This window comes from Novosphingobium sp. TK71 (assembly GCF_055361505.1).
In genome coordinates this window covers 3,336,306-3,359,207 of the sequence record NZ_CM143962.1, presented here as the reverse complement: position 1 = coordinate 3,359,207, position 22,902 = coordinate 3,336,306, and the positions used below count along the sequence as shown (strand labels likewise).

The window sequence follows — 22,902 nt, the reverse complement described above, 5'->3', positions numbered from 1 at the left end:
GGTCAGCGCAACCGCCCGATGGAGACACAATTGGCGATAAATTTAAACAATGGGTTGATAGGCCTGTCGGTTCTCGGCGGATCTAGCGCCTATTCCGCCCTGTCGTCGTCCCTCGCCTCCATGGACAGTGCGGCGGTTATGGCTGCGAAAAAGAACTTCACGCTGGAGGTGCCCGATACCACGCCTCCCTGGCAGGAGGACGCGGACACCAGTTCCGTCAGTTCGCAAATCCTCGCGATCAAGAAGATGCTGTCGATCGTGGACACCACCAAGGACAGCTCGCTGGAGGACCTGCCGGACGTCCAGACCGCCTTCACCACCTACAAGGCACTCGACAAACTGCGCATCCTTGCCGAAAGCGCGGCCAAGACCACCACCTCCTCGACCGAGCGCGCCTCGCTCCAGAAGGCCTTCGCGAAAGGCCTGGCCGATCTCCAGACCTACCTGGGTTCGGCTGACACCGACCTTGTCACGCTCAACTTCGGCACGCCGTCCAGCAATGCGACCTCGGTGGCGATCAAGGCCGCCAATTCCAGCGGCGCGGTGATCGGCGAAGGGGTGTCCACCTCGCGCGATGCCGCCATCGCCGGGATGACCGGCAGCGAAGTGCTCGAAATCAAGCTGACCAAGGGCAGCGCCGCACAGACGGTCACGGTGGACCTGTCGCAGACGACGCAGCCGCCCACGCTCGATTCCGTGGCCGCCGCGATCAATGCCGCGATCGGCGCCAGCCAGGCGACAGATACCAGCGGCAATCCGGTCGTCGATGCCGACGGCAATCCGGTCAGCAAGTGGAAGTCCAATTTCACGGTCGAGAAGAACGACGGCAAATGGGGCCTCGTCTTCAATCCGGCGGGAAGCGAAAAGGTCGCGATCGACCAGATCGGCGGCAGTGACGCGCTGATGGTCGCCAGCGGCGAAACCGCCTCCTCCGCGGTGACCGCCGCGCGGGTATACCGCATCGACGACCTCGACGCGTCGCTGTCCTGGCAGCGCCTCAGCAAGATCAACGCCGTGGACGGCGCCGCCACCGCAACCGCAGTGGCGTCCGCCTCGGCCGACGATTACGAGGACAAGGATTACACCGTCTCCTCGGCGACCCAGGCCAAGGCCATCGCCACTGACGCCGAAGGCTTCAGCTATGTCGTCGGCACGACCGCCGGCGACGTGGGCACTCATCTGACCGACGGTTCCGACGACCTGTTCCTCACCAAGGTCGACAGCGAGGGCAACGTCGTCTGGCAGCGCAGCCTCGGCGCCGCCGGCAGCGCGCAGGGCGCGGCGGTGACGATTGCAGCCAATGGCGATATCGTCGTGGCCGGCACCGTCAGCGGCGCCTTCAACGGCGGCGACGACAGCCAGACCGACATGCTCGTCGCGCGATACAACGTGAAGGGCGAGGAACTCTCGGCCACAGTCATCCGCCAGGTCGGCAATGAAACGGCCAGCGCGGTCACCGTAGGCGACGACGGCAGCATCTATGTCGCGGGCAAGGCCTCCACCGGCGGCGGCGATGCCTTCATCGCCAAGCTGGACGCCACCGGCAAGTTCGTGGAACGTCGCACGATCGACAGCGGCGGCGCCGATTCCGTCACCTCGCTGGCCATCGACGAATCCGGCAACCTGCTGGCCCTGACCAGCGAAAACGGCGTCGCCACGATCCGGCGGATCGATTCCTCGTCCCTGTCCTCGGACCTTGGCTCGATCTCGCTCGGCAATGTCACCGCCCGCGCCATCGCGGTCTCTGACACCGGCGAAATCGCGGTCGTCGGCACCACCGCCAACGCGGTCAACGGCGCGCAGGTCAACAATATCAACGGCGGTCAGGACGCCTTCGTCACGCGCATCGACGCGGCGATGTCCTCTGCCACCACGACCTATATCGGCACCTCGGCCACCGATCAGGCCGACAGCGTCACGTACCTGAACGGCACGCTCTACGTCGGCGGCCGCACGGCGGGCGACCTGTCAGGCGCGAAGACCGGTTCCGTCGACGGCTTCGTCGCCCGCATCGACGCTTCGACCGGAGAGATCGAAAAGATCTCGCAATGGGGCATGCGCACCTCGACCACCGAGCCGGTAAAGATCTCGGCCGTTTCGGGCGGCTCCACCGTGCTGGGCGCGCTCGGCCTCAGCCGGGGGACGCTCAACCAGCAGGAATCGACCACCCTCACCTCGCAGACCAGCCTTCGCGCCGGGGACCAGTTCACCCTGCGCGTGGACGGCGGCGCAACGCGCACGATCACCATCGACAAGGACGAGACGATGGCCTCGCTCTCGCTGAAGATCCAGCGGATCACCGGCACCAAGGCGACCATCACCACACCCAAGATCGATGGCCAGACCACGCTCAAGATCCAGGTCAAGTCGGGCTACAAGATCGAACTCGGCGCCGGAGCCGAGGGCAAGGATGCCCTTTCCAAGCTCGGTATCGATCCCGTCCGCCTCGTGGCCTCCAAGGCGGCCGATCCCGACGCGCCCAAGGTCACCCCGGGCGGCACTTACAGCCTCGCGCTTTCGGACACCCTCAACCTGTCCGATGCCAAGACCGCCGCGGTCGCGCTCTCCAAGATCAAGTCCGCGCTCTCGATGACGCAGACCGCCTATCGCTCGCTCTACTGGGATTCCACGAAGGCCTCGCTGGTGGACGGCACCGTGACCGGGGGCGGTACCGCCTACCAGCAGAAGCAACTCGCCAACTACCAGGCCGCCCTGTCGCGCCTGACCGGCTCGTAAAGGATCGCAAGCATGTCCTCTCTTCCCCCGATCTTCGACGGCATGGGACAGGCGATGAAGTTCATGGCCGAACACCAGCGCGTGATCGCCGAGAACATCGCCAATAACGAGACGCCGGGCTTCAAGGCCCGCACCGTCGAGGCGCCCGACTTCTCCTCCCTCGTCGCGCAATATGGCGAGGCGGGCGGCGCCCCGCGCGTGTCCCGGCCCAAAGTCGAACTGTCGGGCGGCATGACCGCGCTCGGCGCCCGTCCGCCGCAGGCCGGCAGCCACATCGTGCTGGACAGCGACACCAGCGAGACCAAGCCCGACGGCAACAACGTCACGCTGGAAGACCAGCTTCTCAACCTCGGCGAAGTCCAGGCGGACTTCGCGGCCATGACCAATCTCTATCGCAAGCAGATCGGATTGATGAAGGCCGCCCTCGGCCGGGGCTGATCGCGCTTTCAGCCCGGCTCGAAAAGGGGGGCGCGCTCCAAGGCGGGGCGTGCCCCCCTTTCGTTGAAGGATGCCTGGCGGCAGGCTGAATTATTGGACTGATTTACAGGAACGAAATCGCCGCATCGTCGTTCAAGGATAAACGGGAGGATCCAAAGGTGAAAAGCACAGCCGTTCCATGCTCAACGGCATGATGAAAAGCCTCTTTCCGGGCTCTTTACCCGGAAAGCCGTTCATCCCCGCTTCAAACACATCCTGCTTCATCCCGAAAATGCTCCGATCCCGAGGCAATTGCCCCGTGATCGCGATCACAGGGCAATGGGAAATACAAAACTATATGTATTTCAAAAATTTAACCCCGCTCCTTTTAGAGCAGCAGCGAGGCGAGTTGCATGGCCGAAGTGGGAAAAATTTGCCTGCAATGAAGCTGAAATTCGCTGGAAACATGACAAGCTTAACCGTTCCGGCGTAAAAGTAGGAGCAATAACATCGGAATTTATTGCCGCATGCATTATTCCGACCCACTTTGGTACGACATGGATCATGGAATATTGACCAAATGGCAATTCCATGGAACAAATTCGCCAACCTTAGCTAAACAAGAGCTTCAATGACCCAAAAACCGCTTAGATCGCAAAAGCGGACTGGGAAGGGCCCTGCCGCGGCAGAGACCATGATCGAGATCGATGCTTACCGCACGCTGGTCTTTCCCAACCGGATCAGGAAATATCGCAAGCAGCTGAATATCGGATCGCTGCTGGAATTGTCGGAACAGCTTCCGACAATAACCTATATTCGCCTCTCGAAGATCGAGCGGGGCGAGATTTTCGCGCGGGCCGGTGAGCTTCGCGAAATCGCGCGGGCGCTGGGTATCGATCCGCAGGACCTGCTGATCGATGTCGACGACCCCGAGTTCGATATTGCCGCCTGGGCCGAACCGCTGCACGGCGCCGACCGCTCCGATCCCGAGGCGGAGCGCTTTGCCGTCCTGCTCGCCGCGGCCCTGCGCGTGCGCCGCGCGGGCGATCCTGCCCTGACGATCGCCACCCTCGAACACGAGCATGGGCTTGCGCCCGTGATCCTTTCGCGGATCGAAAACGCGCTGAAGCCCTACAACCGCTGGAACGACGATGTGCGCGCAACCTTGCGCCGCCTGTTCGATGTGTCCAACGACAGGCAGCTCGCCGAACACATTGCCGCCGTGCATTCGCGCGGCGAACTCGACGCCGTCCTGCCGATGATCGCCAATCCCGAACTGCGGATCGGCAAGACCCGCGTGCGGGTCGCCTCGCTGCGCGATGAACTGGATGCCGGTTCGGGTTCCATCATCGCCCGGCCGCGCAGGCTCAACATTCCTCACCCCTTGGGCGAACGCCTCATACCGGTCCAGGACGCCGCGCCGGCCGTTCTTGCCGACGATGCTGCCGGACATCGCATGGTCGCCGTTTTCGGCACGCCGCTTCCCGATGGCCTGATCGCCAGGACGCCCGTCGATGCCCATGTCGAAGCGCCCCGCAATGCCGGCCCGAGGGCCTACGGGCTGCGCATGGGCCGGCCGACGCTGGGCGCGGGCCTGCCGGGGCGGGCCACGCTGATCGTCGATCCAGACCGGTTCCCGTCAGCCGGTGGGCTGGCCGTCATCACGAACGAACAGGGCCTGCGGGTACTGTCCGTCACGTTCGACCGCCATGGCCGGATGCTCGGCTACAGCGAAAATCCCGATCTCGAAATCGAGATCGACGGACTGGACCCTGCCAATGTCGCCACAGTACTGGCCGCCGTATTCGAATGACGTAAAAATACAAATAGTGTGACAGTCGGGCCGTTCGCCCGATTATCCCGATATAATGGTATGAGTAATATGCCCGGAAGGCAGGATGCTCATACCCAGCCTTGTGAAATCGATCGGAAAGCGAGCGGGCCCGTCCCGCGCAGCCTCCATGCGCGTCCCCCCGTTGCGTCTCATCGAGCATGCAATCGCGCATCTTCGGGCACAGGCCGGCCGCGACCGTGCCTTGCCGATCTCCTTGCTGATCGTGAACGTCGATCGCTTCAAGCTGGTCAACGACTTGTGCGGACATGCCGCAGGTGATCGCCTGATCGAGCACATCCGCGATCGCTGCGCGCGGTCTTCCCGGAACCTTCAGGTCATTCATATCGGCGCGGACGAATTCGCCTGCCTGCTCCCCGTCACCGCATTCGATTCCGGCGAGGGAGACCGCATCGCTGACAGGATCGCCGAGCGACTTCAGGAAGCGGTCGGCGATCCGGTCAGCCTTGGCCGCCACATCGTCCACCCCACAGCGTCCGTCGGCATCGCCACCGACCGTTTCGGAACGCTTTCGCCCGAGGAACTGCTGCGCGGCGCGTCGATCGCACTGTCCCACGCCAAGCAGGCGGGCGGCGGCACGGTGCAGCGCTTCTGTCCGGCCATGTTCGCAGACCTGAGCGACCGGGCGACGCTGGAAGACGACTTGCGCGGCGGATTGCTGCGCGGAGAGCTGCTTCCCTATTACCAGCCCATCGTGTCGCTCGGCTCGCGGAAGATCGCGCGGTTCGAGGCGCTCGTGCGGTGGCACCACCCCCATCGCGGCCTGCTGGGACCGGACCAGTTCCTGACGATCGCCGAGGAAGCCGGGCTGGACGACGATCTCCTGTTCTCGATGGTCCGCCAGGCCTGCCGCAACGCGGGCGAATGGGAGGGCCGGCTGGGCCTGTCGATCAACATGACGCCCCGTCAGGTCTGCGACCCCACCGTGGCCTTGCGCCTGCTGCGGATCGTCTTTGCCAGCGGCATGCGACCGGATCGCTTCACGGTGGAGATCACCGAGGATGCGATGATGCACAATGTCGTCGCCGCGCAGGAGACCGTATCCACCTTGCGCGAAGCGGGCATCCGCATCGCACTGGACGATTTCGGCACCGGCTACACCAGCCTCAGCCGCATCTGCCAGCTACCGCTCGACATGATAAAGATCGACCGTTCGCTGATCCAGTCGCTGGATACCGACGCCGGGCGCAAGCTGGTCAAGGTGGTCGTGGACCTCGGGCAGAGCCTTTCCATGCCGGTCACCGCCGAAGGCATCGAGACCCCGCGGCAGGCGCGCCTGCTGAACGAGATCGGCTGCATCTTCGGTCAGGGCTACCTGTTCGGCCGCGCCGCACCGGCATCGCTGGCCGCGCGTCTGGCCGGGGCAGCCCCGCTCGCCATAGCGTCCTGAATTCGCTTTCCGCCCCTGCGGCGGGCATGGAAAAGGGGGCAGGAGCGCATGGCCCCTCCCCCCCTCTTTTTCGATCTCGGCCGATCAGTATTCGGTGTTGAACGAGATCGGCGTCGTCAGGTCGATCCGCGCGAGATCGCCCTTGGCGCCGTAAGTGTAGGCACGGTTGCCCGAGAGCCGCTTGGCCTCGTTGGCGATGGCCCCCATCATTTCCATCGAAAGTTCGATCTGACGTTCGAGCAGGGCCGAATTGACCAGCGACGCGGCGCGCAGTTCGCCCAGCGCTTCTGCGAAACGCTCCCGCGTCTCGTCGTCCATCTGATCCGTCCATTCGGGTTCTAGCCGGTTCCGGCGCGCCAGAACTTCCTCCAGCGAGCCGACCAGACGGGCCTTGGCCGCCGCCAGTTCAGCAAGGTCAAGCGCCCGCTCGCGCCCTTCCAGCCGTTCCGTCTCCTCGCGCATCACCATCGAGAGCGAGGTCATGATCTCGATCATTTCATTCGGCACGGCCGCTACCTCCCTGCAGGCGGATGATCTGCGCCTCGACGGCGGATGCGATGCCGAGGCCCTTTCCATTGGCGATCTGGTTGCCGATCTGTTCGGCCAGCACGCCGCGGAACATCTCCTCACCGTGGCCGCCGGAGAACTCTTCCCCCTGCTCCACGGTTTCGAGCATGATTTTGGTGACCTGCCCGGCGAAGACACCCTCGAACTGGCGTGCGACAGCAGCCGGGCTGCGATCGGGTGTCTGGACCGTCGTTCGCGCCGGCAGCGAGGCCGGGCCCTTGGGAAGAACGGAATCTGCCATCGTCACTGTACCGCTATTTCCGCCTGGAGCGCACCCGCCGTGCGGAGCGCCTGGAGGATGGTGATGAGATCGCGCGGGCTGACGCCCAGCGCGTTGAGGCCGGCAACCAGCGTTTGCAGCGAGGTGCCGCCGGTGAGCAGGGCCAGCGAGGCGCCGCTGCCGTCGTCCGCCTCGATGCGGGTGCGCGGCACGGTCGTCGTCTGGCCGTTGGAAAGCGGAGCGGGCTGCGAAACCACGGGCGTTTCGGTGACGCTGATGGTCAGCCCGCCCTGTGCGATGGCCACCGGGCTGACGCGCACGTCCGCCCCCATGACCACGGTGCCCGCCGCCTCGTTGATGACGATCCGCGCGGGCTGATCCACCTGCACGGGGAGGTTCTCCACTCGGGTGACGAGATCGATCACCGTACCGCCGTTCGGGGTGAGTTCGACGGTGCCGGGATCGAGCACTTGCGCCGAGCCGGGCGCCTCGCGGTTGATGGTCGCCGCGATCTGCCGGGCGGTGGTGAAATCCGGGTTCTTCAGCGCCAGCTTGAGGCTTTGCGCCGAGCGCAGGTCATAGGCCACCTCGCGTTCGACGATGGCCCCGCCCGCGATCCGCGCCGTCGTCATCACGCCCCGGCTGAGCTTCGCCGCCGCGCCCTGCGCCTTGAAGCCGGAAACCGCGACGGGGCCCTGCGCCACCGCATAGATCTCGCCGTCTAGCGCGCGCAGCGAGGAAACCAGCAGGATGCCGCCCTGAAGGCTGGAGGCGTCTCCCAGGGCCGAAACCTGCACGTCGATGGTGGAGCCCGCGCGCGCGAAAGGAGGCATCGTCGCCGTCACCGTTACCGCCGCGACGTTCTGGGTCAGCATCTGGGTGCCGCGAATGTTCACGCCCATGCGCTCCAGCATCGCCTGAAGCGTTTCCTCCGTGAAGGGGATGTTGCGGATACGGTCGCCCGTGCCTTGAAGGCCCACGACCAGACCGTAGCCGACCAGCTGGTTGGTCCGCACGTTCTCGACATCGACGATGTCCTTGATGCGCGGCTGCGGCCCGGCGAGCGCCGCCGTGGGCGACAGCAGGACCAGCCCCGCCGCGAAAGCGAGCGCGGAGGCGAAAATCGGACCTTGCATCCTCGATTTCAAAGGCTTGGGCATCACTGTCCTTATAGGAAGAAAGAGGCTGCGGGCGGCGGTGCGGGCAGGCATTTTCGCGCTACTTCCGGGCGCCGCGCGCCAGGCGCATGACGTAGCCGATGATCTCGGCGACGGCGGCGTAATGCTCGATCGGGATCGGGCGGTCGATCTCCACGGCGGCGAACAGCGCACGCGCCAGCGGCGGGCTCTCCACGATCGGCACGTTGGATTCGGTGGCGATCGCGCGGATGCGCAGCGCGATAGCATCCACCCCCTTGGCCACCACGACCGGCGCGGCCATGGCGCCGTGGTCGTACTTGAGCGCGACGGCATAGTGCGTGGGGTTGGTGATGATGACGCTGGCCTCGGGAACCGCCGCCATCATGCGCTTGCGGGAGCGCTGCATCTGGATCTGGCGGATCTTCGCCTTGATCTTGGGATCGCCGTCGCTCTGCTTGTGCTCGTCCTTCACCTCCTGAAGCGTCATGCGCATGCGCTGGAGGAAGGCTCGCCGCTGGTAGATGAAGTCGAACAGCGCCAGCGCGACCACCAGCAGCACGACGGCGCGGATCGCCTCGTAGGCCATCTGCCCCGCCGCCGCCCCCACCGCCCCCGGCGCATAGCCGACAAGCTGGTCGAACCCGGTGAGGCGCGGTTTCAGGACCATGAAGACCACGATGCCGATGGCGCTGAACTTGGCGAGCGTCTTGGCGAATTCCACCAGGGCGCGCTGCCCGAACATTCGCTTGAGCCCGCTTGCCGGCGACAGCTTCGACCACTTGGGCGCCAGGCGCGACCAGCTCAGCGTGGCGCGGCTCTGCAGGAAGATCGTGGCCAGCGCGCAGAGCAGGAGCACGCCGAAGATCGGCAGCAACGAAAAGGCGGCATGGCGCATCACGCCGGTAATCAGGTTCTGCGCGCCGCCGGAATCGAGCGGATAGTCCTCGGCACTGCCCCAGAGCCGCATGAGCATGGTGCCGAGATGACGGATCGCGGTAATGCCGAGCCAGCCGGTGACAATCAGCGCGCCGGTCATCATCGTGGCGTGGCGCACCTCCGGCGCCATCGCCACTTCGCCGCGCTTGCGGGCATCTTCCAGCTTCTTCTGGGTGGGCTCTTCGGTCCGCTGGTCCTTGTCGCTCTCGGCCATGGCTCAGAAGCTCCATCCGTTCTGCATGAAGGTGCCCATGGCGGTGGCGAAGGCCGTCAGCATCGTGCCGAGCGTCATCGCCAGCACCGAGAGGCCGAGCAGCAGGTTGAGCGGCTGGGTAATGAAGAAGACCTGGATCGAAGGCGCCACGCGGGCGGCAAGGCCGAGCCCGACGTTGAACAGCGCTCCGTAAAGGATCAGCGGCGCAGCAAGGCTGACGCCCAGCGACATCGCCTGACTGGTCACCTTCACGGCAAGATCCGCGAACTGGGCGGAGGGCGGAAGCCCGCCCACCGGGAACACCCCATAGGACTGGAAGATCGAGGCGATCCACAAGTGATGCACGCCCAGGCTCATGCAGACGATCACCGCGACGATGCCGAACAGGCGCGACAGCAGCGGGGCCTGCCCGCCCATCGACGGGTCGGAAACGAGGGCGGATGCAAGGCCGACCTGCTGGCTGGCGATCGAGCCGGCAATGGCAGCCGCGCTGAACAGGATCTTCACGATCATGCCCATGGCGATGCCCACCAGCGTTTCGCCGATCACCAGCAACGGCAGGGAAACGTCGGACTTCACCGCCGGTGCGACGTGGCCCTGCAACATGCCGTAAAGCCCCGCGGTGAAGCCCAGCGACATCACCAGCCGGATCTGCGGCGGCACCGAATCCTCGGAGAAGGCCGGCAGCAGCATGATGACCGCCCCGACCCGGCAGAACAGGATCAGGAACGTCGCCGCATCGATCGGCAGTGCGGCCAGGGCAGCCATGTCCAGAGCGGCGGCGTTCATGACGCTATCCGGAAACGATGGCGTCGGCGATGCGGTCCATGAAGGCACCGAGGGCATGGCCGATCATCGGCAGGGACAACAGCATGACCACGCCGAGAACCAGGATCTTGGGCACGAAAGTCAGCGTCATTTCCTGCACTTGCGTAAGCGCCTGGAACAGGCCGATGACGACGCCGACGATCAGCGCCGCCATCAGCATCGGGCCGGCGATGGTCAGAACCAGTACCAGCGCGGCGCGCGCGATCTCGATGGCTTCGGAGGAGGTCATGACGCGCGGCTCCCGTCAGATCTGCATGCGCATGATTTCGGAGTAGGCGCTCACCACCCGGTCACGCACGGCAACGACCGTATCGAGCGCGGTCTCGGCGGCGCCCATCGCGGTGACCACGTCGATCAGGTCGCCCTTGCCGGCCACCTGCTTGGCGCTTTCGGCTTCCGCCGTGCGCAGCGAGGACGAGGCATCGGTCACCATGGATTCCACCATGCTGCCGAAGCTGCCGCCAGCGCCGCCAGCCGCGCCCGAACCGGCGCTCGCCATGTCGCCCAGACCGCCCATCGAGGGGCCAGCCGTCTTCATCGCGCGGCCATAGGCGGCCGCGGCGTCGAGTGCTCCGATTGCCATGAAGTGTTTCCTTACTTGAGCAGGTCGATGGTGCGCATGGTCATGCCGCGCGCGGATTCGATGGCGTTGAGGTTGGCTTCGTAGGAGCGCTGCGCCGCCTTCATGTCGGCCGCCTCGATCAGCGGATTGACGTTGGGTTGGTCGACATAGCCCTGCGCGTCGGCAGCGGGGCTTCCCGGCTGGTAGATGCGCGGGAACTGGCTCTTGTCGCCTTCGATGGACTTGACCGCCACTTGCGTCGCGCCCGATGCGCGGTCGACTTCGGCGGTGAAAGTGGCGACGCGGCGGCGATAGGGATCACCTTCCGGCGTGGTCGCCACGGAATCGGAGTTCGCGAGGTTTTCCGCGATCACGCGCATCCTCAGCGACTGGGCGCGAAGGCCCGAGGCCGAGACGCCGATCGAATTCTGAAGTTCCATCAAGTCTGCTCCTGCCCCGCCTCTGCGGGGGACAGCATCCTTATAGGCATTTTTTGCCTAGCGGCGGCATGATCCTATAAATTTAATTCCTATAAGCAGGCTTGAAAGGAGACGCGCCATGTCCGTCCTCGAAGGCATTCCCATCGAGCTGTCGATCGTTCTCGGATCGACCAGCATCCCCATCCGGCAGGTCCTCAAGATGAGCCGCGGCGCGATGATCCCGCTCGACACCGGGCACAGCGATCCCACCCGCATCTACGTCAACGACCAGCTCGTTGCCGAAGGCAAGATCCTGGTGGACGGCGAGATCATGTCGCTGGAAATCACCCGGGTCGTCGAGCGAGAGCGCTGAGGCCATGGACCTGCTTTCCCTCCTGCGCACGATCGGCGCGCTGGGCGTGGTGCTCGGCATGCTGGTCGGCGCGCTCTGGGTCGTGCGCCGCTACGATCTCCGGCTTCCGCAGAAGTGGCTGAACGGCCAGCTTTTCGCAGGGCTTGGCCAATCGGGTTCGGAGCGCCGCCTCGAACTGGTGGAACGCCTCGCCATCGATCCGCGCCGCTCCGTCGTCCTGATCCGGCGTGACTACCGCGAGTTCAGCCTGCTCATCTCGCCCGAAGGCGTGGTCCTGCTCGATTCAGCGCCCTGCATCGCCCCCGCAAACCCGAAAGCTCCCACTGATGCCTAAGCGTTATGCAGTCCTCGCCGCACTGGCCGGGGCGGCAATTCTTGCCGTGTTGCCCGAAGCGGCCATGGCGCAAAAGGCCGCCGCCGGCCCGCTTGGCGAAGGCGCGATGTCGGGCCGGGTGATCCAGCTCGTCCTGCTGATGACGGTGCTCAGCCTCGCGCCGGGTATCCTGATGACGATCACCTCGTTCACGCGCATCATCGTCGCCCTTTCGCTGCTGCGCTCGGGCCTCGGCGTGCAGGGCGTGCCGCCGAACCCGGTGGTCATCAGCCTTGCGCTGTTCCTTTCCTTCTTCGTCATGGCGCCGACCTTCGACGCCGCCTGGAAGGACGGGATGGTTCCTTACAACCAGGGCCGCATCAACGAGACGCAGGCGCTGGAGCGGGCCAGCAAGCCGTTCCACACCTTCATGCTCAAGCAGGTCCGCGACGACGACGTGAAGCTGTTCGTCCAGCTTTCCGGCAAAGTTCCCGCCTCGCGCGCGGAACTGCCGATGACCACGCTGATGCCGGCCTTCATGATCTCGGAACTGCGCCGCGCCTTCGAGATCGGCTTCCTCTTGCTGCTTCCGTTCCTGGTGATCGACCTGGCCGTGGCGGCAGTGCTGATGGCCATGGGCATGATGATGCTGCCACCGGCGACGATCTCGCTGCCGATGAAGATCATCTTCTTCGTTCTGGTGGATGGCTGGGCGCTGATCGCCGGATCGCTGGTGAAGAGTTTCGGCGGGCCGGGGTAATTCCTTCTTCCCCCGGCAACGCTGGAAGGGCGCGTCCGAAACCGGGCGCGCCCTTTTTCGTGTCACGCGCGGTAGCGTTGACGATGGTCGATCAGCCACGGGCCGAATTCGGCGAAGGACAGCGGCTCCAGAAACGAAAGGCCGTGGGCGCCCTCGCCTACCCAGCGCACCGCGGCCTTGCGTTCGCCCAGTCCCGGCACGGCAAGGGCGATCAGGCTGTCTCGCTCCATCGGCGCGGCGCAGGAAAGGCGTGCACCGCCCTGCGAAAGGTCTTGCAGGCGGGCCTCGTGCCACTGGTGCCGGGCAAAGACTTCCGCGCCGCAATCGACATCGAAGCGCGGGCCACGGGCCACGCCTTCCGGCCCCATGCGGTTGGCGACATGGGCAAGAAGCGCGCTGACATGGACCACTTCGCCGAACTCCACGCCGATCCGTCCGTTCAGCGACCAGCGCACCTCACCGCGCAGCACGTCGCCCGCCTTGAGAGTGATGGCCACGGCCTGGCCTGCCGCGTAGACTCCATGAACCTCGGCCATGAGGCCGTTGTCCGAAATGTTGCGGATACGGCAGATCGTCTCGCCGTTCTCGCTGGCGAGCTTGCCGATCAGCAGGATCGTGGTGACGCGTGGTCCACGTGGAACAATCGGGTTCGCCGCGCCCGCCGATGGCGACAGCGCGAAGGACGAATTCGGCATTTCCGCTTCCCCCTCAGACCGGCGCGGCCTGCGTGACGACGACGCGCCGCACCAGATCCTTGCCATAGACCTCGACGGCGGCATCCATCACCACCCGGCGGAAAGCGTCGACGCTCGGGATCATGCCGTCCGGCCCGCTGGCGAGCGGCGTGCGGTAGGTCCGCATGTTGACCGCGTTGAGCAGGAGCGGAAGCTGGCCCGTCACATCCTCGGCCTTGCCCTTGACGACTTCCACCTGGCACTCGAACGAGACATAGCCGGCGAGCCGGCCATCCGGGAAAGTGAGCGGCGCAAGCATGGTGCCGGTGGGCACGAATTCGGTCTCCACCTTCACCGGGCCGAGATCGGGCATGACCTGCGGGAGGAACTGTCTGGCGGCATAGGCGCCGCCCACGCCGACCCCGGTGCCCACGACAAGGGCGACGAGGCCGATCACGATCCGCTTGATCACGGTAATCTCCAGTCTTTGCCCATCACGTCAGAACTTGAAGCTCGCATCGCGCGGAAGCGCGGAAGGCTCGGCCATGACGACGATGGTGATGCGGCGGTTTTCGGGGCGGTCCGGACGGTCGGGATAGACCGGCTCGGTCCCCGCCTTGGCGACCACTTCGGCGAAGCGATCCGCCGGCAGTCCCGAGGCGACCATCGCCGCGCGCGCCGATAGCGCGCGCTGGGCGGAAAGGGTCCAGTTGGCCTCGCTCTGGCCGCCGGTGCTGTCGGTATGGCCCTCGATCGCGACCTGAGCGCCGGTTCCGGCGAGCTTGCGGGCGATCCGGCCAAGCAGGTTGCGGGCATAGTCGTTGAGCTCGGCAGTGCCGCCCTTGAACATGGAGCGGTTGGCATTGTCCATGAGGTGGATGCGGAAACCGTCGCGATCAGGCTCGACGTCGATGTTGCGCTTGCCCTGCGAAGGATCGACCGGCGGGTCGAGCGAGAGCTGCATTTCCTGGGCCATGACGCGCAGCGCCGCCTCGGGAATGTCGGCGGTGCCGCCGCGGGCCGCGCCCTTGGTGCCCGCTTCGGCCGAGGGTTCGCCCAAGGCCTCGCTGTCGGAGGACTGGTTGCGGCGGCTGTGCCCGCCCAGCCCGGCCTGCGAACCGGGAAGGCTGGTCAGCGTCGTGGCCGGGGAGGATTTTTCGGCATTGGGCGAGAAATATTCCGCCAGCCCCTTGAGCTGCTCCTTGTCCGGGTTGGCCAGCAGCCAGAGCAGCATGAAGAAGGCCATCATCGCGGTCACGAAGTCGGCATAGGCGACTTTCCACGCACCGCCGTGATGGCCGGCATGCGCGTGTTTCTTGACCTTGCGGATGACGATAGTGGGATGTTCGTCGTTGCCCCGTGCCACGCTCCGAATTCCTCAGTCGAGAGCGGCGCGAAGCCGGTCCTGCATCACGCTCAGGCGTACCTGGCCAACCGCGTCGCCCACGCTCTGCCCGCCCGCCACGCGGTCGAGCAGCGCGGCGCTCTCGTCCACGTGCTGGGCGATCAGGTCGAAGGCCTGCAGCTGGTCGATATAGTCGAGGACGAAACGCTCATCGGTCACGAGCACCCCGGCCAGTTGCTCCAGCAGTTCGCGGGCCACGCGCATCTCGCGCGCCAGGGCCTGCCAGAGTGGCGCGGCCGGCCCTTCGACCGATCCTGCCGCCAGCCCCTGATTATCCATTGTCATTGCTTCCCCCTGAATTTCCGTCCGCTGTGCCATGGTCAGAACAGCTCCAGTTCGCCGGTCGGCTGGAAGACCGGCATGGGCTTGGGACGGACGACCGGCGGCAGCGGCTGGTCCTTCACCAGCGTCGCGCGTACGCGGCCCTCGTAAGGCATGAATTCCACCTTGCGCGCCTGCGTGCCGCCAAGATCGCAGTGATCGAGCGCGATCCCTTCGGTCTGCATGAAGTTCCGCGCGAACTGCCCGTTCTTGGTGCCGATCCCGCCCAGTCCGGCCACGATGTTGGCGCCGCCGTAAAGGTGGCCCCGCAGGCGCGAACGCTGTGCGCCGCGCTTCATCAGGGCATTGATCAGCAGTTCCATCGCATGAACGCCATAGCGCTGCATGTCCGCCGGATTCACCGGCGCATCGGCGCCCGGCTCCCCCAGCAGGAAGTGGTTCATGCCGCCCACCCGCGCGACCGGGTCTTGCAGGCAAGCCGATACGCACGATCCCAGCAGCGTCGAGATGACGACGCCGGGCTGGTTGACGACATGATATTCACCCTGGACGATGGCAACGCGGCGCATGTCGGTCAGACCAGTTCACCAAAGACGCGTTCGATCTTTTCCTTCAGCGCGGCAGGCGCGAAAGGCTTCACGACGTAGTTGTTCACGCCCAGCGCCGCGGCTTTCTGGACGACTTCCTTGTCCGCCGAGCCGGTGAGCATGATGAACACCGTCTTGCCGATCACCGGGTCCTGACGAACCGCTTCCAGGAACTCCAGCCCGTCCATGTCGGGCATGTTGTAGTCCGAGATGATGAGGTGAACCCGGTCGGACTTGATCGCGGCCAGCGCTTCCGCCGGCCCCGCCTTGTCGCGAATATCCTTGAAACCCAGATCCTGAAGCGTGCGACGGATCATCGCGCGCATACTCGTCTGATCGTCGACCACCATTACTTTTATTGCAGACGCTGCCGGCATGAACCGCTCCATTTACCGCCGACACGCGCCGAGGATAGCCTCGGGCATGGCGGACAAACTGAATTCCTTCTCGACCGCGCCCGCCTCGAAGGCGGCGCGCGGCATTCCGTAGACCACGCAGGTTTCCCGGCTCTGGCCGAGCGTGCGGGCCCCGGCGTCGCGCATGGCCTTGAGGCCAAGGGCGCCGTCCGATCCCATTCCGGTGAGGATCACCCCGACCGCGCGCGAACCGAGCCGCGAAACCGACCGGAACAGCACGTCGACCGAAGGCCGGTGACCGCTGACGGTATCCCCCGCGACCAGCTTGACCTGGCCGCTGGTGCCGCCAAGCAGTTCCATGTGCTGACCGCCGCCCGGGGCGAGGTAGACCGTGCCCCGGCGCAGGTTCATGCCGTTCTGGGCCTCGACGACCTGCACGCGCGCTGCCTTGTCCAGGCGCACGGCGAAGCTGCCGGTGAAGATCGCGGGCATGTGCTGGACCACCAGCACCGGCGGGCAATCCGGCGGCAGGGCGCCGATGATCGAGAACAGCGCTTCCACGCCGCCGGTGGAGGCACCCACCGCGATCACCACATCGCGCAAGCTGCCCTGCGCCGCGTTGACAGGCGTGGGCGGGCTCGCCGTGCGGCGCACCGAGGAGCGCGCCGCGGCCTTGACGATCTTGCGCAGCAGCGCACCGTCCTGCGCGATTTCCAGCGGATTGCCGGAAGGCTTGGCGATGCAGTCCACCGCACCGAGACGCATGGCCTCGATGGTCGCTTCCGTCCCGCGCGCGGTCAGCGTCGAACACATGACCACCGGCATCGGGCGCAGGCGCATGATGCGTTCGAGGAAGGACAGGCCGTCCATCCCCGGCATCTCGATATCGAGCGTGACCACGTCGGGATTGAGCGACTTGATCATCTCGCGCGCGGCATGGGGCTCGGGCGCCATGCCCACGACCTCGATGCCCGGATCCTGGCTCAGCAGCTTGTTCAGCAGCGCGCGCATCGCGGCGCTGTCGTCGACGATGAGGACACGGGTCTTTTCGGGCGCAACCGTCATGCGGCGCCTCCGTCGTTGCGGGCGTAGATCGTCTGGCCGACAGGCTTCATCAGCCGCGCGGCGGGACCGATCAGGCGTTCCGAATGGCCGATATAGAGATAGCCGCCGGGCGCCAGCATCTCGACGAAGCGCGCCTCCAGCTCGGCCTTGGCGGTATCGTCGAAATAGATCATCACGTTACGGCAGAAGATCACGTCGTACTTGCGCCGCATCGGCCAGGGCTCGAACAGATTGAGCACGCGGGCCGCCACCAGCTCGCGCAGCGGCTCGACCACGACGTGCTCGCCGCCGGCTTCCTCGCGCATCCAGCGCTTGCGATAGGTTTCCGGGATCGGCTCGACCGTGGCGGCGGGATAGCGCGCCTCCTGCACGGACTGCACGACATGCGGGGCAATATCGGTGGCCAGCAGGCGCACATCGCCCTGCCGCAGCCATGCCGCGCTGGTCGGGCCGTCTCCGGCGAGGCACATGGCGATGGAATAGACTTCCTCACCGCTGGAGCAGCCGGCCGACCAGATGCGCACCTTTTCGCCCCGGCGCGCGCGGTCCTGCAGCATCGGCAGGACTTCGCGGCGCAAGTGGTCGAAGTGGTGGTTCTCGCGGAAGAAATGCGTGTGGTTGGTGGTCAGCGCCACCACCATGGCATGACGTTCCACGGCATCGCGCTGGACCAGCGCGACGTAGTCCACGAAGCTGGACAACCCATGCTCGCGCAGGCGGCGGCTCAGGCGCGAGTGGACGAGCGTCATCTTGGCCTCGACCAGATGGATGCGCGCCTCCCGCTGCATGATCGCGGCGATGTCGCGGAACTGCGCGGGACGCAGTTCGGCCGTGCCGGACAGTGCGCTCCCGCTCATTCCTTCAGGGGCAGCCAGCGTGCTCATCAGGCCACGAAGTCCGGGACCTGGCGGGTCAGGCTCAGCGCGTCGAGGTCGAGCAGCAGGCACATGGCTTCGGCATTGGCCGCGTCATGCGTGCGGCGCTCGATCTTGACGAGACCGGCGATGGCGCCCTGCTCGTTGATCTCGACATCCGGCGCAGGCTGGATCTCGCTGCCCTGGATCACGACGATGTCCTGCACTTCGTCCACCAGGAAGCCGGCGTGACGACCGGCAATGGTGACGACGAGGATGCACGAGCGCGAATGCAGTTCGCTCGGCGCCCAGCCCAGGCGCTCGGACAGGCCGACCACGGGAACCACCGAACCACGCAGGTTGGTCACGCCCTTCACGTAAGGCGGGACGCTCGGCAGCGGGGTCGGTTCTTCCCACTCGCGGATTTCCAGCAGCGAACGCATGTCGATGCCGAACAGGCGGCTGCCCAGCGTGAAGGTGACGATCTTGCGTTCGTCGAGTTCGGTGTCTTCGGTGCTCATGCTGCCATTCCTTTCAGCGCATACTTGGAAGAGCCGCCGGTCGGCGCGACCAGGGCATCGATGTCGAGGATCAGCGCGATCGAGCCGTCGCCGAGGATGGTGGCGCCGCCGAGGCCGCGGATCGGGTGGAGGTTGTCCTCCAGGCTCTTGATCACGACTTCGCGGCGGTTATCGATCGTGTCGACCATGAGGCCGACGTTCCCGGCCGTCTCGCTTTCGACGATGATGACGAGCGATTCCTCGGGCGGTCGGTTCGAACCGACGCCGAACATCTCTCCGACCCGGCGCACCGGCAGGTACTGGCCGCGCAGTTCGATGACCTCCGAGGTCGGCGAGGTCGCCTGCACCTGTCCCGGTTCGGGCTGGACGGTTTCCACCACGTTGGCGAGCGGCAGCACGAAGCGCTGGTCGCTCAGGCGCACGATCATGCCGTCGAGGATCGCCAGCGTCAGCGGCAGGCCCATCGAGAAGGTCGTCCCCTCTCCCGGCACCGAGTGGATTTCCAGACGGCCGCCCAGCGCCTCGACGTTCGAGCGGACCACGTCCATGCCGACGCCGCGACCCGAGATGTTCGAGATCGTCTCCGCCGTGGAGAACCCCGGCGCGCAGATCAGGCCGTCGATCTCCTCGTCGGAGATCTGGGCGTCCGCCGCGATGATACCGCGCTCGATCGCCTTGGCGCGCACCCGTTCGCGGTTGATGCCGCGCCCGTCGTCACGCACGCGCACGATGATGCGCGCGCCTTTCTGCTCGGCCGAAAGGTGGATGGTGCCTTCGGCGGGCTTGCCGGCGGCGAGGCGCTCCTCGGCGCTTTCGATGCCGTGGTCCACCGCGTTGCGGATCATGTGAGTCAGCGGATCGCCGATCTTCTCGATCACACCCTTGTCCACCTCGGTCATCTCGCCGATGGTTTCGAGCACGACCTTCTTGCCAGTTTCGGCCGAAAGGTCGCGCAGCATGCGGGGCACGCGCGAGAACGCCTGCTTGATCGGCTGCGCGCGCAGCGACATGACGTTGTCCTGGATCTGGCGCGTCAGGCGCGACAGTTCGGGAAGCTCGACACGTTCCTGGTCGGCGGGCGAAAGCCGGTCCGACAGGATCGATCCCCGGATCACCAGTTCGCCCACGAGGTTCAGCAACTGGTCGAGCTTGGACAGATCGACGCGGATGGACTGCGCCACTTCGACGCTGGCCTGCCGCGCTTCCGCCTTCGGCTTCCCCGGCGCTGCCGCCGGCGAAACCGCCGCCGCCGGAGACACCGCAGCAGCCACCACGGGGGCCGGTTCGACCGGCACGAGCGTCAGCAGCTCTTCCGGAGCGGGCAGCGGTTCGAACACGCCGAAGCCGTCGAATTCATCGGCGACGGATTGTTCCACCACCACCATGGTAACGACCGCTTCCTCGCGCTCGATCTCGATCAGCGAGTCCGGTGCCACGAAGTCGAAACAGTCGCGAATGTCCTGTTCGCCCACGGTACCGGGAACGTGCAGGGTCCAGACGAAATAACTGTCCTCGGGGTCGAGGTCGCGCAGGCCGGGCAGCGTGTCCATCTCGACACCGGTAACGGCAGCGCCCATGTCCTCCAGTTCGCGGATCACCAGCATCGGCTCGCCGCCATTGGCCAGCGCGCCGCGCGACGGGCCGAAGCGAACCGTCCATCCGGCGGGTTCGGCGGGCTCGGCCGGGGCGAAGTCCTCAAGGTCGACCGCCACCGGCTCGAAGCCGAAGGGATCGAAGTCCTCGATCACTGCTGCAACCGGGGTGAAGCCGAAATCATCCGCCTCCGCGGCGGGAACGGGTGCCGCGACCGGCTCTGCCGCCGCGACCGCACCCTTGCTTTCCAGCACCGCGTCGAGCTGCTCGAGCATCGCGGCGTCCGCCGGCGGCTCGGTGCCGCTCTGCGCGGCGGTAACGTGGTCCGACAGGATATCGAATGCGCCCAGCATGATCTGGGTCACTTCGGCGCTGGCCGGGATGCGCCCGCCGCGCACTTCGTCGAGCACGTTTTCGAACCGGTGCGAGAAGGCGAGCAGCGCGGCATGGCCGAAGGCGCCCGAACCGCCCTTGATGGAGTGGACCGCGCGGAATACGCCGGCGATCGTCTCGGACGAGACATCGCCCTCGGCCATGGCCGAAAGGCCCTGCTCGGCCACGGCGAGACCTTCGACACACTCCTCGAAGAAGATGCCCTGGATTTCGTCGAGTTCGTCGCTCACGGGCAGACGCGGCGCACCGCCGCCCCCAGTTTGGCCGCTTCGAACGGCTTGGTGATCCAGCCGGTGGCCCCTGCTTCGCGCGCACGGGTCTTCTTCTCGTCCGAGAATTCGGTGGACAGCACCAGGATCGGGGTGCCCCGGAATTCCGGCACCGCGCGCACCGCCTCGATCAGTTCGAAGCCGTCCATCTTGGGCATGTTGATATCGGTGATGAGCAGGTCCGGCTTCACTTCATGCATGCGCTCGAGGCCGTGCTCGCCGTCATCGGCGACTTCGACCTGGAAGCCCTGCGCAGCCAGCGAGGCCTTTAGAAGCATCCGCATCGAGGCGGAGTCATCGACGGTCAGGATGAGTTTGCTCACGACGGAAATTCCTCTTCAGAAAGGCCGACGGCTTCTGCCAGTCCGCAGGCCTGCACGCGCTCGACGAAGGCCGTGCTGGGATTGACGATCTCGAATTCATGGCCGGCCTCGCGCGCTTCGGCGCGGGCGGCGACAAGCAGTTGAAGCACCGCCTGTCCCACGGTCTCGACCTGGCTCGCATCGATGTGCATCGCGCCATCGAAGTCGCAGGCAAGGACCATGCGGACCCGCAGGTCCTCCGCGGTCACGGTGGACCCATGGACAGGCAGTTGCAGCGAGCGATCCTCGCTGGCCAGCCCGGCTTCGGGGCTGACGGTTTCAGGCAGGCTTGGCATTGAGCTGATCCTTCACTTCGTCGAGCGCGGTCTCGAGCTGCGTGAACGAGGGCGCGTAAGGCGAAGGGGTCATGCGGCGCGCCAGTTCGATGGCGACTTCCGTAGGCTGGCCCTGCGCGTGCCCGACGATGGCGGTCTTGACGATGAGATATGGCTTGAAATCGGAATCGATGATCTGCTGCAGCTTCTGCGCGATCGGGCCGACGAGACAGTAGGCCAGAAGAACGCCCAGGAAGGTGCCGACCAGGGCGCCGCCGATCATCGCGCCGAGGATCTCGGTGGGCTGGTCGATCGAGCTCATGGTCTTGATGACGCCGAGAACGGCGGCCACGATGCCCAGCGCGGGCAGGCCGTCAGCCATCATCTGGAGCGCGTGCTGCGGCGCCATTTCCTCGGCGTGGTGACGTTCGATATCGCCTTCCATCGCTTCGGCAAGCTGGTGCGGGTCCTCGAAGTTGACCGTCATCATGCGCAGGTAGTCGCATGTGAATTCAATGAGGCCCCGGTCGTCCAGCAGACGGGGATAGCGCATGAAGATCGGGCTTTCCTCCGGCGCGTCGAGATGCTTCTCGATCGAGTTCGCGCCTTCCTTGCGGAAGGTGGCAAGCAGCGCGAACAGCAGCGCCAGCAGGTCGCGGAAGTCCACTTCGGTCCAGCGACCGCCCTGGAACACGCGCTTCACGCCGGCCCAGGTCTTCTTCACCGTGGTCATCGAATTGCCCAGGATGAAGGCGCCGACCGCCGCGCCGGCGATCGCCAGCATTTCGTGCGGCAAGGCATGGAAGATGACCATGATATTGCCGCCCGACATCAGGAAGCTGCCGAATACGCACAGCAGGATGACGACGAGGCCGATGGCGTTGAGCATGAAAAAGGTCCGCGAATGGTGGCCGCAAAAGGTTAGGAGGCTCTCGCCTTGCGTTAGTTATAGGATGCTTGCGCCGGGGCCGGTGCCACACCACCGGATTTTCCCGAGGCCATGCGGCTCACCGCAAACCCGCGACCGTTTTGCCCCGCTTCGTCCTATATGGAGAAGGCAGTCGTCCTCGCGGGAGCCAACATGTCACTCAATGCCTATCAGCGCGTGCAGCAGATCGCGGCCACGCCACGCCGGAACGAATACCGGCTGATGAGCCAGATCACCGGCGAGATGATCGCCGCGCGCGATGCCGGCCTTCGCGGCGCGGCGCTCGCGCCGTCCCTGCACCGCAACCGTCAGGCGTGGACCACGTTTTCGACGATGTGTGCAACCGAAGGCAATCAACTTCCCGATGACTTGCGCGCCCGGATCATTTCTATCGGAATGTGGGTAGAGAAGTACACATCGCAGGTCATTACCGGCCGCGATACCATCGACGATCTCATTGTCGTTAATCGCGCGATTATCGAAGGACTTGCAAACGAGAACGGGACCGGCAACTAAGGAATCATACTTATCCGCGGTTAGTAATTTTTTCGAAAAGATTATCAATCGCTTACTGGCTGCCCCGGGGAGATTGGCCGAGGACCGTCTACCCCG

General features: G+C 65.5%; 31 protein-coding genes. 8 read left to right on the top strand and 23 right to left on the bottom strand.

Annotated features, from left to right (window positions below):
- Positions 1-138: 138 nt before the first annotated feature.
- Positions 139-2,736 carry an NHL repeat-containing protein gene (locus tag ACXJ16_RS15945; RefSeq protein WP_463920931.1) on the top strand — a complete coding sequence of 866 codons (2,598 nt, stop codon included), beginning with the start codon at positions 139-141 and terminating at the stop codon, positions 2,734-2,736.
- 12 nt (positions 2,737-2,748) lie between these two features.
- Positions 2,749-3,174: a flagellar basal body rod protein FlgB gene (locus tag ACXJ16_RS15940; RefSeq protein ID WP_054437862.1), complete on the top strand. Its 426-nt coding sequence runs from the start codon at positions 2,749-2,751 to the stop codon at positions 3,172-3,174.
- Between the two features lie 132 nt (positions 3,175-3,306).
- On the opposite strand, the gene ACXJ16_RS15935 is transcribed toward ACXJ16_RS15940, so the two are convergent.
- Together ACXJ16_RS15935 and ACXJ16_RS15930 are read right to left on the bottom strand one after the other, a co-directional pair.
- Positions 3,307-3,486 (bottom strand): hypothetical protein, encoded by a 180-nt coding sequence (locus tag ACXJ16_RS15935; RefSeq protein ID WP_463920930.1) that lies wholly within the window; start codon positions 3,484-3,486, stop codon positions 3,307-3,309.
- 32 nt (positions 3,487-3,518) lie between these two features.
- Positions 3,519-3,746, bottom strand: a complete 228-nt coding sequence (locus ACXJ16_RS15930) for a hypothetical protein (RefSeq protein ID WP_463920929.1) — start codon at positions 3,744-3,746, stop codon at positions 3,519-3,521.
- Positions 3,747-3,847: 101 nt separating this feature from the next.
- Between ACXJ16_RS15930 and ACXJ16_RS15925 the strand changes: the two genes are divergently transcribed.
- Positions 3,848-4,966: a helix-turn-helix domain-containing protein gene (locus tag ACXJ16_RS15925; RefSeq protein ID WP_082370352.1), complete on the top strand. Its 1,119-nt coding sequence runs from the start codon at positions 3,848-3,850 to the stop codon at positions 4,964-4,966.
- A gap of 148 nt (positions 4,967-5,114) precedes the next feature.
- Positions 5,115-6,395, top strand: a complete 1,281-nt coding sequence (locus tag ACXJ16_RS15920; protein WP_324696747.1) for a putative bifunctional diguanylate cyclase/phosphodiesterase — start codon at positions 5,115-5,117, stop codon at positions 6,393-6,395.
- Between the two features lie 84 nt (positions 6,396-6,479).
- Here ACXJ16_RS15920 and ACXJ16_RS15915 read toward each other — a convergent pair whose 3' ends face one another.
- From ACXJ16_RS15915 to flgC, 8 genes are all read right to left on the bottom strand, one after another.
- Positions 6,480-6,902 carry a flagellar biosynthesis protein FlgN gene (locus ACXJ16_RS15915; protein ID WP_054437868.1) on the bottom strand — a complete coding sequence of 141 codons (423 nt, stop codon included), beginning with the start codon at positions 6,900-6,902 and terminating at the stop codon, positions 6,480-6,482.
- A complete protein-coding gene (locus tag ACXJ16_RS15910) occupies positions 6,892-7,203 on the bottom strand; it encodes a rod-binding protein (RefSeq protein ID WP_324696749.1) in 312 nt (103 codons plus the stop codon). Before ACXJ16_RS15910 ends, ACXJ16_RS15915 begins: the two co-directional genes overlap by 11 nt.
- A 2-nt stretch (positions 7,204-7,205) precedes the next feature.
- Positions 7,206-8,318, bottom strand: a complete 1,113-nt coding sequence (locus ACXJ16_RS15905) for a flagellar basal body P-ring protein FlgI (RefSeq protein ID WP_324696751.1) — start codon at positions 8,316-8,318, stop codon at positions 7,206-7,208.
- A gap of 82 nt (positions 8,319-8,400) precedes the next feature.
- On the bottom strand, positions 8,401-9,471 hold the full coding sequence (flhB, locus tag ACXJ16_RS15900) for a flagellar biosynthesis protein FlhB (RefSeq protein WP_185996708.1): 1,071 nt from the start codon (positions 9,469-9,471) through the stop codon (positions 8,401-8,403).
- Between the two features lie 3 nt (positions 9,472-9,474).
- A complete protein-coding gene (fliR, locus tag ACXJ16_RS15895; protein WP_324696754.1) occupies positions 9,475-10,260 on the bottom strand; it encodes a flagellar biosynthetic protein FliR in 786 nt (261 codons plus the stop codon).
- A 4-nt stretch (positions 10,261-10,264) separates the two neighbouring features.
- Positions 10,265-10,528, bottom strand: a complete 264-nt coding sequence (locus ACXJ16_RS15890) for a flagellar biosynthetic protein FliQ (RefSeq protein WP_054437876.1) — start codon at positions 10,526-10,528, stop codon at positions 10,265-10,267.
- 15 nt (positions 10,529-10,543) lie between these two features.
- The gene (gene fliE, locus ACXJ16_RS15885) at positions 10,544-10,882 is read right to left on the bottom strand and encodes a flagellar hook-basal body complex protein FliE (RefSeq protein ID WP_054437877.1); all 339 of its coding nucleotides are present in this window, start codon (positions 10,880-10,882) and stop codon (positions 10,544-10,546) included.
- Between the two features lie 11 nt (positions 10,883-10,893).
- Entirely contained in the window at positions 10,894-11,301 is a 408-nt protein-coding gene (gene flgC / locus ACXJ16_RS15880; RefSeq protein WP_054437879.1) for a flagellar basal body rod protein FlgC, read from the bottom strand.
- Positions 11,302-11,419: 118 nt separating this feature from the next.
- Here flgC and ACXJ16_RS15875 point away from each other — a divergent pair, with 118 nt between their 5' ends.
- From ACXJ16_RS15875 to fliP, 3 genes are read left to right on the top strand one after another with little or no spacing between them, the layout of a single operon-like run.
- Positions 11,420-11,653 carry a FliM/FliN family flagellar motor switch protein gene (locus ACXJ16_RS15875; RefSeq protein ID WP_054437881.1) on the top strand — a complete coding sequence of 78 codons (234 nt, stop codon included), beginning with the start codon at positions 11,420-11,422 and terminating at the stop codon, positions 11,651-11,653.
- A 4-nt stretch (positions 11,654-11,657) separates the two neighbouring features.
- Positions 11,658-11,987, top strand: coding sequence for a FliO/MopB family protein (locus ACXJ16_RS15870; protein ID WP_454797706.1), 330 nt, complete (start codon positions 11,658-11,660; stop codon positions 11,985-11,987).
- Positions 11,980-12,726 (top strand): flagellar type III secretion system pore protein FliP, encoded by a 747-nt coding sequence (gene fliP / locus ACXJ16_RS15865; protein ID WP_054437884.1) that lies wholly within the window; start codon positions 11,980-11,982, stop codon positions 12,724-12,726. Before ACXJ16_RS15870 ends, fliP begins: the two co-directional genes overlap by 8 nt.
- Before the next feature lie 62 nt (positions 12,727-12,788).
- Here the strand turns inward: fliP and ACXJ16_RS15860 are convergent, their stop codons facing one another.
- From ACXJ16_RS15860 to motA, 13 genes are read right to left on the bottom strand one after another with little or no spacing between them, the layout of a single operon-like run.
- Positions 12,789-13,421 carry a PilZ domain-containing protein gene (locus tag ACXJ16_RS15860; protein WP_054437886.1) on the bottom strand — a complete coding sequence of 211 codons (633 nt, stop codon included), beginning with the start codon at positions 13,419-13,421 and terminating at the stop codon, positions 12,789-12,791.
- 13 nt (positions 13,422-13,434) lie between these two features.
- On the bottom strand, positions 13,435-13,872 hold the full coding sequence (locus ACXJ16_RS15855) for a hypothetical protein (RefSeq protein WP_324696765.1): 438 nt from the start codon (positions 13,870-13,872) through the stop codon (positions 13,435-13,437).
- A 27-nt stretch (positions 13,873-13,899) separates the two neighbouring features.
- Entirely contained in the window at positions 13,900-14,766 is an 867-nt protein-coding gene (locus tag ACXJ16_RS15850; RefSeq protein ID WP_054437888.1) for a flagellar motor protein MotB, read from the bottom strand.
- A gap of 12 nt (positions 14,767-14,778) precedes the next feature.
- Positions 14,779-15,090, bottom strand: coding sequence for a hypothetical protein (locus ACXJ16_RS15845; protein ID WP_231635889.1), 312 nt, complete (start codon positions 15,088-15,090; stop codon positions 14,779-14,781).
- 35 nt (positions 15,091-15,125) lie between these two features.
- Entirely contained in the window at positions 15,126-15,656 is a 531-nt protein-coding gene (locus ACXJ16_RS15840) for a chemotaxis protein CheD (RefSeq protein ID WP_054437892.1), read from the bottom strand.
- 5 nt (positions 15,657-15,661) lie between these two features.
- Positions 15,662-16,051 carry a response regulator gene (locus ACXJ16_RS15835; RefSeq protein ID WP_054437997.1) on the bottom strand — a complete coding sequence of 130 codons (390 nt, stop codon included), beginning with the start codon at positions 16,049-16,051 and terminating at the stop codon, positions 15,662-15,664.
- Between the two features lie 12 nt (positions 16,052-16,063).
- Positions 16,064-17,095, bottom strand: a complete 1,032-nt coding sequence (locus ACXJ16_RS15830) for a protein-glutamate methylesterase/protein-glutamine glutaminase (RefSeq protein WP_132469132.1) — start codon at positions 17,093-17,095, stop codon at positions 16,064-16,066.
- Entirely contained in the window at positions 17,092-17,979 is an 888-nt protein-coding gene (locus ACXJ16_RS15825) for a CheR family methyltransferase (RefSeq protein WP_324696775.1), read from the bottom strand. Before ACXJ16_RS15825 ends, ACXJ16_RS15830 begins: the two co-directional genes overlap by 4 nt.
- Positions 17,979-18,470: a chemotaxis protein CheW gene (locus ACXJ16_RS15820; protein WP_054437897.1), complete on the bottom strand. Its 492-nt coding sequence runs from the start codon at positions 18,468-18,470 to the stop codon at positions 17,979-17,981. The genes ACXJ16_RS15825 and ACXJ16_RS15820 overlap by 1 nt, the downstream gene beginning before the upstream one ends.
- Positions 18,467-20,686 carry a chemotaxis protein CheA gene (locus tag ACXJ16_RS15815; RefSeq protein WP_132469133.1) on the bottom strand — a complete coding sequence of 740 codons (2,220 nt, stop codon included), beginning with the start codon at positions 20,684-20,686 and terminating at the stop codon, positions 18,467-18,469. The genes ACXJ16_RS15820 and ACXJ16_RS15815 overlap by 4 nt, the downstream gene beginning before the upstream one ends.
- Entirely contained in the window at positions 20,683-21,048 is a 366-nt protein-coding gene (locus tag ACXJ16_RS15810) for a response regulator (protein WP_054437898.1), read from the bottom strand. Before ACXJ16_RS15810 ends, ACXJ16_RS15815 begins: the two co-directional genes overlap by 4 nt.
- Entirely contained in the window at positions 21,045-21,383 is a 339-nt protein-coding gene (locus tag ACXJ16_RS15805; protein WP_185998687.1) for an STAS domain-containing protein, read from the bottom strand. Before ACXJ16_RS15805 ends, ACXJ16_RS15810 begins: the two co-directional genes overlap by 4 nt.
- A complete protein-coding gene (motA, locus tag ACXJ16_RS15800) occupies positions 21,367-22,251 on the bottom strand; it encodes a flagellar motor stator protein MotA (RefSeq protein ID WP_054437902.1) in 885 nt (294 codons plus the stop codon). Before motA ends, ACXJ16_RS15805 begins: the two co-directional genes overlap by 17 nt.
- Before the next feature lie 192 nt (positions 22,252-22,443).
- Between motA and flaF the strand changes: the two genes are divergently transcribed.
- Positions 22,444-22,806, top strand: a complete 363-nt coding sequence (gene flaF, locus ACXJ16_RS15795; RefSeq protein ID WP_132469174.1) for a flagellar biosynthesis regulator FlaF — start codon at positions 22,444-22,446, stop codon at positions 22,804-22,806.
- Positions 22,807-22,902 lie beyond the last annotated feature (96 nt).